Here is a 14,724-nt window from a genome sequence, read left to right on the forward strand (position 1 = left end):
GGTCGACTGACGCGGGTGGATCGGCGGGGCTCCTCAGAGCTCACCGACGCGGGATCACTCCCACTCGATCGTTCCCGGCGGCTTCGACGTCACGTCGAGCACCACGCGGTTCACGCCGCTCACCTCGTTGGTGATGCGGTTCGAGATGCGCGCCAGCACGTCGTAGGGCAGGCGCGTCCAGTCGGCGGTCATCGCGTCTTCGCTCGACACGGGCCGCAGCACGATCGGATGCCCGTAGGTGCGCCCGTCGCCCTGCACGCCCACCGACCGCACGTCGGCCAGCAGCACCACGGGGCACTGCCAGATCTCGGCGTCGAGCCCGGCGGCGGTGAGCTCGGCGCGCACGATGGCGTCGGCCTCGCGCAGCAGGTCGAGGCGCTCGGCCGTGACCTCGCCGACGATGCGGATGCCGAGGCCGGGGCCGGGGAACGGCTGCCGCGAGACGATCTCGTCGGGCAGGCCGAGCTGGCGGCCGATGGCGCGCACCTCGTCCTTGAACAGGGCCCGCAGCGGCTCGACGAGCTCGAACTGCAGGTCCTCCGGCAGACCGCCGACGTTGTGGTGGCTCTTGATGTTCGCGGTGCCGCTGCCGCCACCCGACTCCACCACGTCGGGGTAGAGCGTGCCCTGCACGAGGAAGCGGATCGGGTCTCCGTCGGCCGCAGCCTCGGCGATGAGGTCGGCCTGCGCCTGCTCGAAGGTGCGGATGAACTCGCGCCCGATGATCTTGCGCTTCTGCTCGGGGTCGCTCACGCCGGCGAGCGCCGAGATGAACTGCTCCCGCGCATCCACCGTGACCAGCCGCACGCCGGTGGACTTGACGTAGTCCTCCTCGACCTGTCGCCGCTCATCCTGACGCAGCAGACCGTGGTCGACGAACACGCAGACGAGCTGATCGCCGACGGCCTTGTGCACGAGCGCCGCGGCGACGGCCGAGTCGACCCCGCCCGAGAGACCGCAGATGACGCGCCCCGAGCCCACCTGGGCCTGGATGGCGGCGACCTGGTCGGCGATGACGTTGCCCGGGTTCCAGTCGGCGGGGATGCCGGCGGCCCGGTGCAGGAAGTTGACGATGACGTCCTGCCCGTAGGGGGTGTGCTTGACCTCGGGGTGCCACTGCACGCCGTAGAGGCCGCGCTCCTTGTTGGCGAACGCCGCCACGGGGGTGGACGAGGTGCGGGCGAGCACCTCGAAGCCCTCGGGCGCCTTCACCACGGAGTCGCCGTGGCTCATCCACACCGTCTGGGCGTCGGGCTGCTCGGCGAGCAGCTCGCCGCCGCCCTGGTCGTCGACCGCCATGTCGGTGGAGCCGTACTCGCGGGCGCCGGTCTTGGCGACCTCGCCGCCGAGGGCCTTCGCCATCACCTGGAAGCCGTAGCAGATGCCCATGGTCGGCACCCCGAGGTCGAAGATCGCCGAGTCGAACGCCGGGGCGCCGTCTTCGTAGACGCTCGACGGGCCGCCGCTCAGCACGATGCCCGAGGGGTTCTTGGCCGCGACCTCTTCGGCCGTGATGGTGTGCGGCACGATCTCGGAGTACACGCTCGCCTCGCGCACGCGGCGCGCGATGAGCTGGGCGTACTGGGCGCCGAAGTCGACGACGAGCACCGGGCGGGTCAGCTCGTCGTGGTCGGGGGTCTCTGCTCCGCTAATGGGATGCCTCCACGGTGTCGGTTTTCGCCAGCTCCGCTTCGCGGGAGGCGAGGTAGGCCCTCACCTCGCGGGCGATGCGCCCCTCGAGGAAGAAGGAGAGGAAGGGGATGACGCCACCGAGCGCGATCAGGATGAAGCGCAGGAAGGGCCAGCGCATCAGGCTCCAGAGGCGGAAGTCGGAGAAGAGGTAGACCACGTAGAACCAGCCGTGCACGATCAGGATGCCCGTGCTCAGGTTGACCGCCGTGACCGTGCCGTCGGGCACCAGGGCGAGCAGGCCGTTGCGCCCGCCGAGCTCGACCTCGAGACCCAGCGGGGTGTACTTCAGCAGCATCTCGACGCAGAGCAGGAGCAGCAGCACACCGGTGATGATGGAGGCGACCTGGTAGAACTTCACCGCCCCGCGGATGCGCGGGAAGTCGTTCGGTTTGGGTGCGAGTGCCATGGATCCAGCCTACCCGCGCCCGTCTGGGGCGAGCGACTCGTCGAGCTCCTCGAGCTCCCGCTCCCAGGCGTCTCGCACCAGCCGGTACCAGAGGTAGACGGCGAAGCCCGCGAACACCACCCACTCGGCGGCGTAGAAGATGTTGAGCCAGTTCAGCTGCACCGAGCGGTCGGGCTCCGGGGAGTCGATGGCGGTGAGCGGCTGCGGGGCGCTGTCGAGCACGAGATAGCCGCCGTAGACCTCCGCGTCGTCGTCGAACTGCGACCAGCGGTTGATCAGCTCGGCCACCGACATCGTGGAGGACAGCGGACCGCCGTCGAGCGAGGTCGGGGCCGACGGCTTCGGTGCGACCGGGCCCTCGGTCGGGAAGTACCTGCCCAGGATCTGCTCGGGCGTCGTCGACTCCGACTCGGCGAGGGCGGACGCGGTGGCGCGCGCCTCGTCCTCCGAGGCGGTCCAGCCGAGGGCGACCGCGAGGTAGGTATCGGCCTCGTCGGCGACCTGCACCTGACCGATCACCCAGTACCCCGTGTCGCCGTCGTTGACCCGGTCGGCGATGTAGTCGAAGCCCGACGGCACGAACACCCCCGTCACCTCGGCGCGCTGGGCGGCCTGCGTCTCGACCACCGGCTGCTGCGGAGCGGCGACCTGTTCGAGCGGCAGCACCGTCTCGCTGGCGCTGTTGACCGAGGTGCCGGTCGTGACCGCGCGGTCGAGCTGCCACTGCCCGAGCGCCGCGAACCCGGCCGCCACCGCGAGGGCGAGCAGCAGCGTCGCGATCCACCGCGGGCGCCGCATGACGCCACCGAGCGTGGGGCGGGCGGGGGTTCGGGTGTTCACCGGGGTTCCCGTGGTGCTCACTGGTCGCCGTCTCTCGCTCGGGGGCTCTCGTCGTCGGACTGCAGCATCGCCTGCTCGATCAGCCGCTCGATCGCAGGGTCGCCGGCACCGTCGCCGTCACCGCGGCCGGGTCGCAACGAGGTGTCGTAATCGTCGTAGTCGCTGTCGAACCCGCCGCTGTCGGGCCGCTCCCCGAACCGGCCCCCGTCGATCCGTCCGCTGTCGCTCCGCTCGCTGTCGCGCCCGCCGGCGTCGACGCGATCCCCGTCGCCCGCGTTGGCGGCCGCCCGGTCGTCATTGAACTGCACGTCGCCCGCCGCCCCGGCGGGGGTGCCGGATGCTCGGCCTCCGCCGCCCGCGGCGCCGGCCGTCGCGGCCTCCATCAGGGCGATGGCCTCGTCCCGTTCGAGGCCGCCGGTCGATCCACCGGCACGGGACCCGCGCGCAACCGCGGACCCGCCGGCAACCGAAGGCCCGCCCGAACCGGCCGCATCGCCCGCAACCGCCCCAGCCGCAGCCGCGACGGCCCGCGCCTTCTTCCGCTTCGTCCCCAGCACGACCGCCCCGATGCGCTCGGAGTTCACCGCGAGGATCGGCCCCATGATCGCCATGATCAGCACGTACAGACCGGCGAACGGCTGGATCCGCTCGTCGAGCCCGGCCGCCAGCGCCAGCGTCGCGAGAATGAGTGCGAACTCCCCCCGGTTCTGCAGGATGGCAGTCGTGTTGATGCCTGCCTGCGGCCCGAGCCCGTTCAGCCACGCCACGAACTGACCCGCCACGATGTTGAGCACCACGGTCATCCCGACCGCGGCCAGCACCGGCCCGATCACGTCGGGGAACTTCGAGGGGTCGAGCCCCAGGCCGAAGTTCAGGAAGAAGAAGGCCCCGAACACGTCGCGCAGCGGGATGGCGATGTGCTCGATGCGGTTGCGGTACCGGGTCGCGCCCAGCACGAGCCCGATCAGGAACGCCCCGATCGCATCCGTCACCCCGAGGATCTCACCCAGGCCGCCGAACATGATCGCCAGCCCGAAGAACAGGATCGTGAACAGCTCGTCGTCTTTCGTGCGGAAGATGCGCGAGACGAACCGCCCGCCCCAGCGCGCCGCCGTGAACATGACGACGAGGAAGAGGAAGGAGATGCCGAGCTTTCCCACCACCGGCCAGATCTCGGTCTCGCCCGAGAGCACGACCGAGACGATGGCGAGGTAGATCGCGATGAAGACGTCCTCGACCACGGTGACGCCGAGGATCATCGGCGTCTCACGGTTCGCCAGCCGGTTCAGCTCGATCAGGAGCTTCGTGACGATGGCGCTCGAGGAGGTCGCCGTGATGCCCGCGATGACGAGGGCTTCACGCGTGCCCCACCCCACGAGGAAGCCGAAGGCGAAGCCCACGACCATGTTGATCGCGATGTACGAGCCGCCCGAGACGATGAGCTTGCCCGCGTTGCCCACGAACTCGTCGAGATCGAACTCGAGACCGAGATTGAACAGCAGCAGGATGAGCCCGAAGACCGCGATCAGCTCGATGTACTCCCCGTGCACGAAGTCGATCGGGAACCAGCCGAAGTACGGGCTCGCGAGGAGCCCCACGACCATGTAGATCGGGATGGCGGGCAGGCCGATCTGCTTGCCGAGCCGGCCGAGCACGTAGGCGAGGACGAAGAGGACGCCGAGGACGAGGAGGTCGGGACCGAGATGCACGCGCCCGCTCAGCTTCCGGGCGGACCGTCGACGACTCCTGCTTTCGCCTTGAGCTCACCGGTGCGGAAGAAGGCGAATGCCTTGGCGACCTTCTCCGGGGAGCCGGCGACCACGAGGGTGTCGCCGGGGAAGACCTTGAAGTCGGGGGCGGGGGCGGGGTTCGCGGAGTCTCCGCGCACGACGGCGACGACCGTGAGGCCGGCGATGCCGCGGTCGGCCGGGCTGCCGAGCGGCTGACCGGCGATGTGGTCTTCGTAGTCGACGGTGAACCAGTCGATGCTGAGCCCGGGGATCTGGTCGAGCGCCGTCAGCGACTCGGTGATCTGGGTGCCGCCGAGCAGTTCGGCGAGGGTGTGCGCCTCGTCGTCGGACAGGCGGAGCGAGACCTTCGTGGCGTCGCCGTCTTCGTCGTCGCTGAAGCTGATCAGGTCGCTGTGGCCCGAGCGGTGGGCGATGACGCCGACCTTGCCGCCGTCGCTCGTCACGAAGGTGTGCAGCACTCCGACTCCGGGAAGCTTCACGCGCTTCACGTCGACCATGGCCGTCTCCTCCTGGGCTCACCGCGGACGAGCGCCCGTCGGTGATCCCAGTTTAGTGGAGGGGCATCCGGAGCCCGTCGCCTGGGGACGGTGTTCGCACAGGGCGGAGCGGTGCATGAGAAGATGCACCGACACCGGCCCGGGCACCGCCACCGGCCCGCCCCGCCCCCGCCACCGAACCTCAGTCGGTCTGCACGATGTCGGGCGCCGCGAGCCGCACCCGCTCGGCCGACTCGTCGTCGGGCTGCAGCTGGCTCGCGCGCTCCGCCTCCACGCGCTCGAGGTACACCGCGACCTCCTTCTCGACCTGCGCGTCGTCCCACCCGAGCACCCCGGCCATCAGGCGGGCGGCGACGGGAGCGGCCGAGACCCCGCGGTCCCAGGCTTCGATCGAGATGCGGGTGCGCCGGGCGAGCACGTCGTCGAGGTGCAGCGCGCTCTCGTGCGAGGCTGCGTAGACCACCTCGGCGGCGATGTAGTCGTCGGCGCCGGGCAGCGGCTCGGCGAGCGAGGGGTCGTCGGCGATCAGGGCGAGCAGTTCGTCGGTGAGCGTGCCGTAGCGGTTCAGCAGGTGCTCGATGCGAACCGGATGCACGCCGAACCGCCGTGCGATCTTCTCCCGCTTGTTCCAGGCCGCCTTGTACCCCTCGGCGCCGAGTAGCGCGATGTCCTGCGTCACCGACGGCGAGATCTTGCCGTCGAGCGCCGAGACGGCGGCATCGATGGCGTCCTTCGCCATTACGCGGTAGGTGGTCCACTTGCCGCCCGCGATCACCACGAGCCCGGGCACCGAGTGCGCCACGAGGTGCTCGCGCGAGAGCTTCGAGGTCTGGTCGCTCTCGCCGGCGAGCAGCGGCCGGAGACCGGCGTAGACACCCTCGACGTCCTCCCGGGTGAGCGGCACGGCGAGCACCTTGTTGACGTGCTCGAGCAGGTAGTCGATGTCGGCGGCGGTCGCGGCCGGGTGCGCCTTGTCGAGGTTCCAGTCGGTGTCGGTCGTGCCGATCAGCCAGTGCCGGCCCCATGGGATGACGAACAGCACGCTCTTCTCGGTGCGCAGCAGCAGGCCCGACTTTCCCTGGAACCGGTCACGGGGCACGACGAGGTGGATGCCCTTCGAGGCCCGCACCTTGAACTGCCCGCGCTCCCCCACCATCGCCTGGGTCTCGTCGGTCCAGACCCCGGTGGCGTTGACCACCTGCTTGGCACGGATGTCGAACTTCTCACCCGTCTCGAGGTCGTGCGCGTGCACGCCGACGACCCGCTCCCCGACCTTGATGAACCCCTCGACCTGCACCCGGCTTGCGATGTGGGCGCCGTACGACGCGGCGGTGCGGGCGAGGCTCGAGACGTAGCGGGCGTCGTCGACCTGGGCGTCGTAGTACGTGATACCGCCGATCAGAGCATCCTTCGCCAGGCTCGGCATGAGCTCCTGCACCTGCTTGCGCGAGAGGTGCCGGTGGTGCGGCACCCCGGGCGGGCGGCCGCCGGAGTAGCTGAAGATGTCGTAGAGCAGCATGCCGGCGCCGATGTAGGCACGCTCGATCACCCGCTTGTTCAGGGGGTAGAGGAAGCGGACGGGCTTCACGAGGTGCGGCGCGATGCGCTGCAGCAGCAGGCCCCGCTCGATCAGCGCCTCGCGCACGAGGCGGAAGTCGAGCTGCTCGAGATAGCGGATGCCGCCGTGCACGAGTTTCGAGGAGCGGCTCGACGTTCCGGAGGCCCAGTCACGCGCCTCGACGAGCCCGGTGCGGAGCCCCCGCGTGACGGCGTCGAGCGCGGCGCCGGTGCCGACGATGCCGCCGCCGACCACGAGGATGTCGAGCTCTTTGTCCTTCAGCGAGGCGATCGCGTCCCGACGGTCGTCGGGCCCGATCTTGGTGGAGTGCGATACCGACGTCGTCGTGGCCATGGGACTCTCCTCAGTGAGCTAGTCGCTCGTAGCGTCCCTCTTCACGCTAGTCAACCCGGTACGGGGCGACAACCACTTCGACCCGCTGGAATTCCTTGAGATCGCTGTACCCGGTGGTGGCCATCGAGCGCCGCAGGGCGCCCATCAGGTTCGCCGTGCCGTCGGAGACGGGCGACGGGCCGTAGAGGATCTGCTCGAGCGGGGCGACCTGGCCCACGTGCACGCGCTGACCGCGGGGCAGCTGCGCGTGGTGCGCCTCGGCCCCCCAGTGCCAGCCGGCTCCGGGGGCGTCGGATGCTCGGGCGAGCGCACTGCCGAGCATGACCGCGTCGGCGCCGACCGAGATGGCCTTGACGATGTCGCCGCTCGTGCCGAGACCGCCGTCGGCGATGACGTGCACGTAACGGCCGCCCGACTCGTCCATGTAGTCGCGGCGCGCGCCGGCCACGTCGGCGACGGCCGTGGCCATCGGGGCGTGGATGCCGAGCGTCGCCCGGGTGGTCGAGGCCGCTCCTCCGCCGAAGCCGACGAGCACTCCGGCCGCGCCGGTGCGCATGAGGTGCAGGGCCGCGGTGTAGGTGGCGGCGCCACCCACGATCACGGGCACGTCGAGCTCGTAGATGAACTTCTTCAGGTTGAGCGGCTCGGAGTTCTTCGAGACGTGCTCGGCCGAGACGGTGGTGCCGCGAATGACGAAGAGGTCGACGCCGGCGGCGACCACGGTCTCGTAGAGCTCCTGGGTGCGCTGGGGCGACAGGGCGCCGGCGACGGTGACTCCGGATGCCCGGATCTCCGCCAGTCGTGCTGTGACGAGCTCGGGCTTGATGGGCTCCGAGTAGATCTGCTGCATGCGCTCGGTCGCGCCGCCCTCGGGGAGGGTGCGGATCTCCTCGAGCAGGGGCTCGGGGTTTTCGTACCGCGTCCACAGACCCTCGAGGTCGAGCACGCCCACGCCGCCGAGCTGGCCGATCATGATGGCGGTCTGCGGGGAGACCACGGAGTCCATCGGGGCGGCGAGCACCGGGATGTCGAAGTGGTACGCGTCGATCGACCACGTCGTCGACACGTCCTCGGGATCGCGCGTGCGCCGCGACGGCACGACCGCGATGTCGTCGAACGAGTACACGCGGCGCCCGCGCTTGGCGCGCCCAATCTCAATTTCCATCACACCCCATCCTATCGACAGGGACCGAAAGGCTTCGAGACCGCGGGTCAGCGACGGTAGTTGGGGGCCTCGACCACCATCTGCACGTCGTGCGGGTGCGACTCCTTCAGGCCCGCCGCCGTGATGCGCACGAACTTGCCCTTCTGCTTCAGCTCGGGGATGGTGCGCGCGCCGACGTAGAACATCGACTGGCGCAGGCCGCCGGCTAGCTGGTAGGCCACGTTCGCGAGCGGGCCGCGGTAGGGCACCTGACCCTCGATGCCCTCGGCGATCAGCTTGTCGTCGGAGGGGACGTCGGACTGGAAGTACCGGTCCTTCGAGTACGAGGTCTTCTCGCCGCGGGTCTGCAGCGCGCCGAGCGAGCCCATGCCCCGGTAGTTCTTGAACTGCTTGCCGTTGACGAACACCAGGTCGCCCGGGCTCTCGTCGCAGCCCGCGAGCAGCGAGCCGAGCATCACCGTGTCGGCACCGGCCACCAGGGCCTTGGCGATGTCGCCCGAGTACTGCAGACCGCCGTCGGCGATCACGGGCACACCCGACTCGCGAGCGGCGAGCGACGCCTCGTAGACGGCCGTCACCTGGGGCACGCCCACACCGGCGACGACACGGGTGGTGCAGATCGAGCCCGGCCCGACGCCCACCTTGATCGCGTCGGCCCCCGCGTCGACGAGCGCCTGCGCGCCCGAGCGGGTGGCCACGTTGCCGCCGATGACGTCGACGTCGGCGAACGCCCGGTCGCTCTTCAGGCGACGGATGATCTCCAGCACTCCCGCGCTGTCGCCGTTGGCCGTGTCGACCACGATCACGTCGACACCGGCGTCGAGCAGGTTGGTGGCGCGCTGCCAGGCGTCACCGAAGAAGCCGATGGCGGCACCGACGCGCAGTCGGCCGGCCGAGTCCTTGGTGGCGTTCGGGTACTTCTCGCTCTTGTCGAAGTCCTTGACGGTGATGAGACCCGAGAGCCGCCCGGCGTCGTCGACAATCGGCAGCTTCTCGATCTTGTGCTGCGCGAAGATGGCCACGGCGTCATCGGGGTCGACCCCGACCCGAGCGGTGATCAGCGGCATCTTCGTCATGACGTCGCGCACGAACGTGGTCTGCTTCTCGAACGGCGAGACGAAGCGCATGTCGCGGTTCGTCACGATGCCGACGAGCACACCCTGACCGTCGACCACGGGGAGCCCGCTCACGCGGTACATGCCGCAGAGCGCGTCGACCTCGGCGACCGTCGCATCCGGAGTCGTCGTGACCGGGTCGGTGACCATGCCCGACTCGCTGCGCTTCACGCGGTCGACCTGCTCGGCCTGGTCGACGATCGACAGGTTGCGGTGCAGGATGCCCAGACCGCCCTGACGCGCCATGGCGACCGCCATGCGCGACTCCGTCACCGTGTCCATCGCCGCCGACAGCAGCGGGGTGGCGACCTCGATGCGCTTGGTCAGCCGCGACGAGGTGTCGGCCTCGCTCGGGATGACGTCGGTATGACCCGGCAGCAGCATCACGTCGTCGTACGTCAATCCGACAAATCCGAACGGATCCGGCTGGTCCATCGTTCTCCCTCGCGCGCAGTGTAGGTCAATCGTAACCGTTAGGCACGCACCGATATTCCGTGTAGAAATAACGGGCACGACGGAATGTCCACCTGAAACACCGTGGACACAAATCGTCTGTATGGTCTAGCAGAGTCGCTACGACCATAGGCGCGGAGAACCCACCACTGCACATGGGGTTCTCCTTCAGGAGGTGCTGTCTTGATCGCAGGAATCCGTACCGGACACGGGGTACGTCTCGTCACGATGCTGTTGGCGGTGGTCTCCCTCTGTCTCGGCATCGTGCTGGGCTCGGGGGCCCTGTCGGCCTCGGCGACCGAGACCCCCGCCCCGACCCCGACCCCCACGAGCGACTTCACGAACACGCTCACCATCACCGGTGTGCTCCGTGACGGCGACACTCTCGTCCCGGGGGCTGAGATCACCGTCGAGGGCGGCGGCTTCAGCGAGACCGCCACCACCGACGACGCCGGCCGCTGGGCGGTCGTCGTGCCCGAGAAGGGCGAGTACACGGTCACGCTCGACCCCGAGACGCTGCCCGACGGGGTCGAACTGCGCGACGCCGACAAGGCGTCGTCGACGGTCGGCGCAGACGAGTGGCTCACGAACACGCTGACCCGGTCGTTCCCGCTCGGCGCCGACACCCGGCAGACCACCGGCTTCTTCGAGCAGTTCCTGCAGCGGCTCGCGGCCGGCCTCAACTTCGGTCTGCTGATCGCCCTGGCGGCCATCGGCATCACGCTGATCTTCGGCACCACCGGCCTGAACAACTTCGCGCACGGCGAGATGGTCACCTTCGGCGCCATCGTCGCCTGGATCTTCGCGGTGCTGCTCGGCCTGAACATCTTCGTCGCCATGGTGATCGCCCTGGTGCTCGGCGGTGTCTTCGGCTACCTCAACGACTGGCTGCTCTGGCGGCCGCTCCGGCGCAAGGGCGTCAAGCTCGTACAGGCGATGATCGTCTCGATCGGTCTCGCCATCGCCCTGCGCTACTTCTACCTGATGAACATCGGCGGCGACACGAAGACCATGAACGTCGGGCTGTCGGATGCGGTGGTCCTCGGCCCCGTGCGCATCACCACCGGCTCCCTGCTCAGCATGGTCATCTCGGTCGTCGTGCTGCTCCTGGTGGGCCTGTTCCTCACCCGCACCCGCATCGGGAAGGCGACCCGGGCCGTCTCAGACAACCCGTCGCTCGCCGCCGCCTCCGGAATCGACGTCGACCGCATCATCCGCATCGTCTGGGTGATCGCCGGAGCCCTCGCGGCCCTGGCCGGCGTGATGCTGGCCCTGTACCGCCAGGTCTCCTGGGACATGGGCTTCCAGGTGCTGCTGCTGATGTTCGCCGCAGTCACCCTGGGTGGTCTCGGCTCCGCCTACGGCGCCCTCGTCGGCTCCATCGTGGTCGGGCTGTTCGTCGAGCTGTCGACGCTCTTCATCCCGCCGGACCTCAAGTACGCCGCCGCCCTGGTGGTGCTCATCGTCGTGCTGCTCGTGCGACCGCAGGGCATCCTCGGGCGCAAAGAACGAATCGGTTAAGGAAGGAGAGACTCATGGACTGGGGAAACATCTTCGGCAACGCCGTCGGCGAGCTGATCAGCCCGACGACCGCCGCCTACGCGCTGGCGGCCATCGGCCTGGGCATCCACTTCGGCTACACGGGCCTCCTGAACTTCGGTCAGGCGGCGTTCCTCCTGATCGGGGCCTACGGCTTCGCGATCCCGACCCTCGCGGGGGCTCCCCTCGTGGTGGCGGTGCTCTGCGCCATCCTCTGCTCGGTGATCTTCGCGTTCATCCTGGGCATACCGACGCTGCGACTGAGGGCCGACTATCTGGCCATCGTAACGATCGCGGCCGCCGAGGTCGTCAGGTACGTGGTCACCACCACGGGCCTGACCGACTTCACCGGTGCGGCGAACGGCCTCTCGGGCTTCAAGGGCACCTTCGCGGCGATCAACCCGATCCCCGACGGCACCTACGGCTTCGGACCGTTCACCTACTCGTCCTACGACTGGTGGGTGCGCATCGTGGGCTGGGTCATCGTGATCCTCGCCAGCGTGCTCGTCTTCCTGCTCATGCGCAGCCCCTGGGGCCGCGTGGTCAAGGGCATCCGCGAAGACGAGGACGCCGTGCGCAGCCTCGGCAAGAACGTCTACTCCTACAAGATGCAGTCGCTCGTGCTGGGTGGTGTGCTCGGCTCGGTCGCCGGCATCATCTTCATCCTGCCCCGCGCGGTGCAGCCGGCGAACTACACCACGGGCCTGACGTTCTTCATCTGGACGATCATGCTCCTCGGCGGCGCGGCCACCATCTTCGGCCCGATCATCGGCTCGATGATCTTCTGGGTCGTGCTGTCGCTGACGCAGGGCATCCTGTACGGCGCCATCGAGTCGGGGGCCCTCGGCTTCCTCTCGACCACCCAGGCGGGCCAGGTGCGCTTCATCCTCGTGGGTGTCGCCCTGATGCTGCTCGTCATCTTCAGACCGCAAGGTATCTTCGGAAACAAGAAGGAGCTGTCCTTCAGTGTCTAATCTCCCCGCCTCCACCGCGCCGGCCTCCGGCATCCCCACGGCCCACCCGCTCGTCAAGGGCGAGGTCGGGCCCGGATGCGCGAAGGTCGACCCCATCGTCATCGCCGACAGCGTGACGCGGCAGTTCGGCGGCCTCAAGGCGGTCGACGTCGATCACCTCGAGATCCCGCGCGGCAAGATCACCGCGCTGATCGGCCCGAACGGCGCCGGCAAGACCACCATGTTCAACCTGCTGACCGGCTTCGACAAGCCGAACACGGGCACGTGGGAGTTCGACGGCAAGTCGCTGGCGGGCGTGCCCGCCTTCAAGGTCGCGCGCTCGGGCATGGTGCGCACCTTCCAGCTGACGAAGTCGCTCGGCCGGCTGAGCGTGCTGCAGAACATGCTGCTCGGCGCCACCGACCAGAAGGGCGAGAAGCTGTTCGCCTCGCTCTTCCGCCCGCTCTGGAAGAAGCAGGAGGAGGAGAACACGGCCCGCGCCGACGACCTGCTCGCCCGCTTCAAGCTCGACGCCAAGCGCGAGGACTACGCCGCCTCTCTGTCGGGTGGTCAGCGCAAGCTGCTCGAGATGGCGCGTGCGCTCATGTCGAAGCCGCAGCTGATCATGCTCGACGAGCCGATGGCCGGCGTGAACCCGGCGCTGACGCAGTCGCTGCTCGGCCACATCAAGAACCTCAAGGAGGACGGCACCTCGGTGCTGTTCGTCGAGCACGACATGCACATGGTCATGCACATCTCCGACTGGGTGGTCGTGATGGCCGAGGGCCGCGTCGTGGCCGAGGGCCCGCCCGAGACCGTCATGAAGGACCCGGCCGTGATCGACGCCTACCTGGGCGCCCACCACGACACCGACCTCGGCGAATTGATGGAGGACGGACCGAACCCGGTGCTCGAGGCCGAGCGCAAGGCGCACGAGGCGCATCCCGAGGCGGAGGCGACCGGCTACGGCGACACCCCGCCCGCCGCAGGAGTCGAGGAGACCAAGCGATGAGCGATCTGAACCCGAACGACGTCAACGACCAGGTCGACGCCCTCTCCTCCGACCCCTCGCGTGGCCACACGCTGGCCCCGACCGATCGCGGCGACGCGGTGCTGCGCACCGAAGACCTCGTCGGCGGCTACCTGCCCGGCGTCAACATCTTGAACGGATGCACGATCGAGGCGTACCCCGGGGAGCTCATCGGCATCATCGGCCCGAACGGCGCCGGCAAGTCGACCGTGCTGAAGGCCATCTTCGGCCAGATCAAGATCCGCGGCGGCCGCGTGGTGCTGAAGGGCGAGGACATCACCGGCCTCAAGGCCAACAAGCTCGTCTCCAAGGGCGTCGGCATGGTGCCGCAGAACAACAACGTGTTCCCGTCGCTGACGATCGAGGAGAACCTCGAGATGGGCCTGTTCCAGAAGCCCACCATCTTCGCCGAGCGGTTCGACTTCGTCACGACGCTGTTCCCCGAGCTCGGCAAGCGCCGCAAGCAGCGGGCCGGGTCGCTGTCGGGCGGTGAGCGCCAGATGGTCGCCATGGGGCGTGCACTCATGATGGAGCCGTCGGTGCTGCTGCTCGACGAGCCCTCCGCCGGCCTCTCCCCCGTGCGTCAGGACGAGACGTTCATGCGTGTGCACCAGATCAACCGCGCCGGCGTCTCGGTGATCATGGTGGAGCAGAACGCCCGCCGCTGCCTGCAGATCTGCGACCGCGCCTACGTGCTCGACCAGGGCAAGGACGCGTACACCGGCACCGGGCGCGAGCTCATGAAGGACCCGAAGGTCATCGAGCTCTACCTCGGTACGCTCGCCGCCGACCAGGGGCACTAGCAGCCCCGAGCCATTAGGCAGTAACTGCTCACGAGGGTGGGCATCGACCCGGACGTAGTCTCGGTCGGTGCCCACCCTTCTGCATTCCCCGCTCGTCATCGCGCCCCTGGTGACCCGTGGTCGCCGAGAAGCGCGCCTGCGGTCCTTCGCGGCCGTCAACGGCCTCGTCTACGAGCGCCGGGCGCCCGGGGCGCCGGCGCAGGGCGCCCTGTTCCAGCTGGGGCACGAGCCGCGCACGCTGCGGCGCTTCCGGGGCTCCTGGGGCGGCCGACGGTTCGAGCTGGGCAACTTCGTGCTGCGCACCCAGCCGGGCCGGCGCTGCTGCGAGGTGACGACGGGGTACCTCATCCTGGGGCCCCTGCCGCTGCCGGGCATCCCGCGCACCTGGCATCGTCTGCCGCCGCCCGCGGCCCTGCCGACCACACACGTCGAGGCCTGCGGCGACACCGTCATAGCCCACACGCTCGACCCGTTCGACTTCGCCGACCCCTCCACCTGGGAGCTCGTGCAGACGGTGGCGCGGCAACTCGACCGCTAGCGCCCCCGAACGCCGAAAGGCCCGGCCCCC

Annotated in this window: 13 protein-coding genes; 5 read left to right on the forward strand and 8 right to left on the reverse strand. The window is 69.2% G+C overall.

Going from position 1 to position 14,724, the window contains the following annotated elements:
- Positions 1 to 54: 54 nt before the first annotated feature.
- The 8 genes from guaA to guaB all read right to left on the reverse strand — a co-directional run bounded on the left by guaA (position 55) and on the right by guaB (position 9,813).
- Entirely contained in the window at positions 55 to 1,620 is a 1,566-nt protein-coding gene (gene guaA, locus NVV95_RS09605; RefSeq protein WP_445727692.1) for a glutamine-hydrolyzing GMP synthase, read from the reverse strand.
- Positions 1,621 to 1,648: 28 nt separating this feature from the next.
- Positions 1,649 to 2,098 (reverse strand): DUF3817 domain-containing protein, encoded by a 450-nt coding sequence (locus NVV95_RS09610; protein ID WP_259486317.1) that lies wholly within the window; start codon positions 2,096 to 2,098, stop codon positions 1,649 to 1,651.
- A gap of 9 nt (positions 2,099 to 2,107) precedes the next feature.
- The gene (locus NVV95_RS09615) at positions 2,108 to 2,959 is read right to left on the reverse strand and encodes an SURF1 family cytochrome oxidase biogenesis protein (protein ID WP_259486318.1); all 852 of its coding nucleotides are present in this window, start codon (positions 2,957 to 2,959) and stop codon (positions 2,108 to 2,110) included.
- Positions 2,956 to 4,647, reverse strand: coding sequence for a cation:proton antiporter (locus NVV95_RS09620; RefSeq protein ID WP_259486319.1), 1,692 nt, complete (start codon positions 4,645 to 4,647; stop codon positions 2,956 to 2,958). Before NVV95_RS09620 ends, NVV95_RS09615 begins: the two co-directional genes overlap by 4 nt.
- A gap of 8 nt (positions 4,648 to 4,655) precedes the next feature.
- Positions 4,656 to 5,186, reverse strand: coding sequence for a cation:proton antiporter regulatory subunit (locus NVV95_RS09625; protein ID WP_173183386.1), 531 nt, complete (start codon positions 5,184 to 5,186; stop codon positions 4,656 to 4,658).
- A gap of 181 nt (positions 5,187 to 5,367) precedes the next feature.
- Positions 5,368 to 7,098: a glycerol-3-phosphate dehydrogenase/oxidase gene (locus NVV95_RS09630; RefSeq protein WP_259486320.1), complete on the reverse strand. Its 1,731-nt coding sequence runs from the start codon at positions 7,096 to 7,098 to the stop codon at positions 5,368 to 5,370.
- A 46-nt stretch (positions 7,099 to 7,144) separates the two neighbouring features.
- On the reverse strand, positions 7,145 to 8,263 hold the full coding sequence (locus NVV95_RS09635) for a GuaB3 family IMP dehydrogenase-related protein (protein ID WP_259486321.1): 1,119 nt from the start codon (positions 8,261 to 8,263) through the stop codon (positions 7,145 to 7,147).
- A gap of 47 nt (positions 8,264 to 8,310) precedes the next feature.
- Entirely contained in the window at positions 8,311 to 9,813 is a 1,503-nt protein-coding gene (gene guaB / locus NVV95_RS09640) for an IMP dehydrogenase (RefSeq protein ID WP_259486322.1), read from the reverse strand.
- A 258-nt stretch (positions 9,814 to 10,071) separates the two neighbouring features.
- Here guaB and NVV95_RS09645 point away from each other — a divergent pair, with 258 nt between their 5' ends.
- The 5 genes from NVV95_RS09645 to NVV95_RS09665 all read left to right on the forward strand — a co-directional run bounded on the left by NVV95_RS09645 (position 10,072) and on the right by NVV95_RS09665 (position 14,694).
- Entirely contained in the window at positions 10,072 to 11,352 is a 1,281-nt protein-coding gene (locus tag NVV95_RS09645) for a branched-chain amino acid ABC transporter permease (protein WP_259486323.1), read from the forward strand.
- Between the two features lie 14 nt (positions 11,353 to 11,366).
- Positions 11,367 to 12,344 carry a branched-chain amino acid ABC transporter permease gene (locus tag NVV95_RS09650; RefSeq protein ID WP_259486324.1) on the forward strand — a complete coding sequence of 326 codons (978 nt, stop codon included), beginning with the start codon at positions 11,367 to 11,369 and terminating at the stop codon, positions 12,342 to 12,344.
- Between the two features lie 31 nt (positions 12,345 to 12,375).
- Entirely contained in the window at positions 12,376 to 13,335 is a 960-nt protein-coding gene (locus tag NVV95_RS09655) for an ABC transporter ATP-binding protein (protein WP_259486476.1), read from the forward strand.
- Positions 13,332 to 14,156, forward strand: coding sequence for an ABC transporter ATP-binding protein (locus NVV95_RS09660; RefSeq protein ID WP_259486325.1), 825 nt, complete (start codon positions 13,332 to 13,334; stop codon positions 14,154 to 14,156). The genes NVV95_RS09655 and NVV95_RS09660 overlap by 4 nt, the downstream gene beginning before the upstream one ends.
- Before the next feature lie 67 nt (positions 14,157 to 14,223).
- Positions 14,224 to 14,694, forward strand: a complete 471-nt coding sequence (locus NVV95_RS09665; protein WP_259486326.1) for a hypothetical protein — start codon at positions 14,224 to 14,226, stop codon at positions 14,692 to 14,694.
- The last annotated feature ends 30 nt before the right edge of the window (positions 14,695 to 14,724 follow it).

It is taken from the genome of Herbiconiux gentiana, assembly GCF_024978135.1.
Classification (GTDB): Bacteria; Actinomycetota; Actinomycetes; order Actinomycetales; family Microbacteriaceae; genus Herbiconiux; species Herbiconiux gentiana.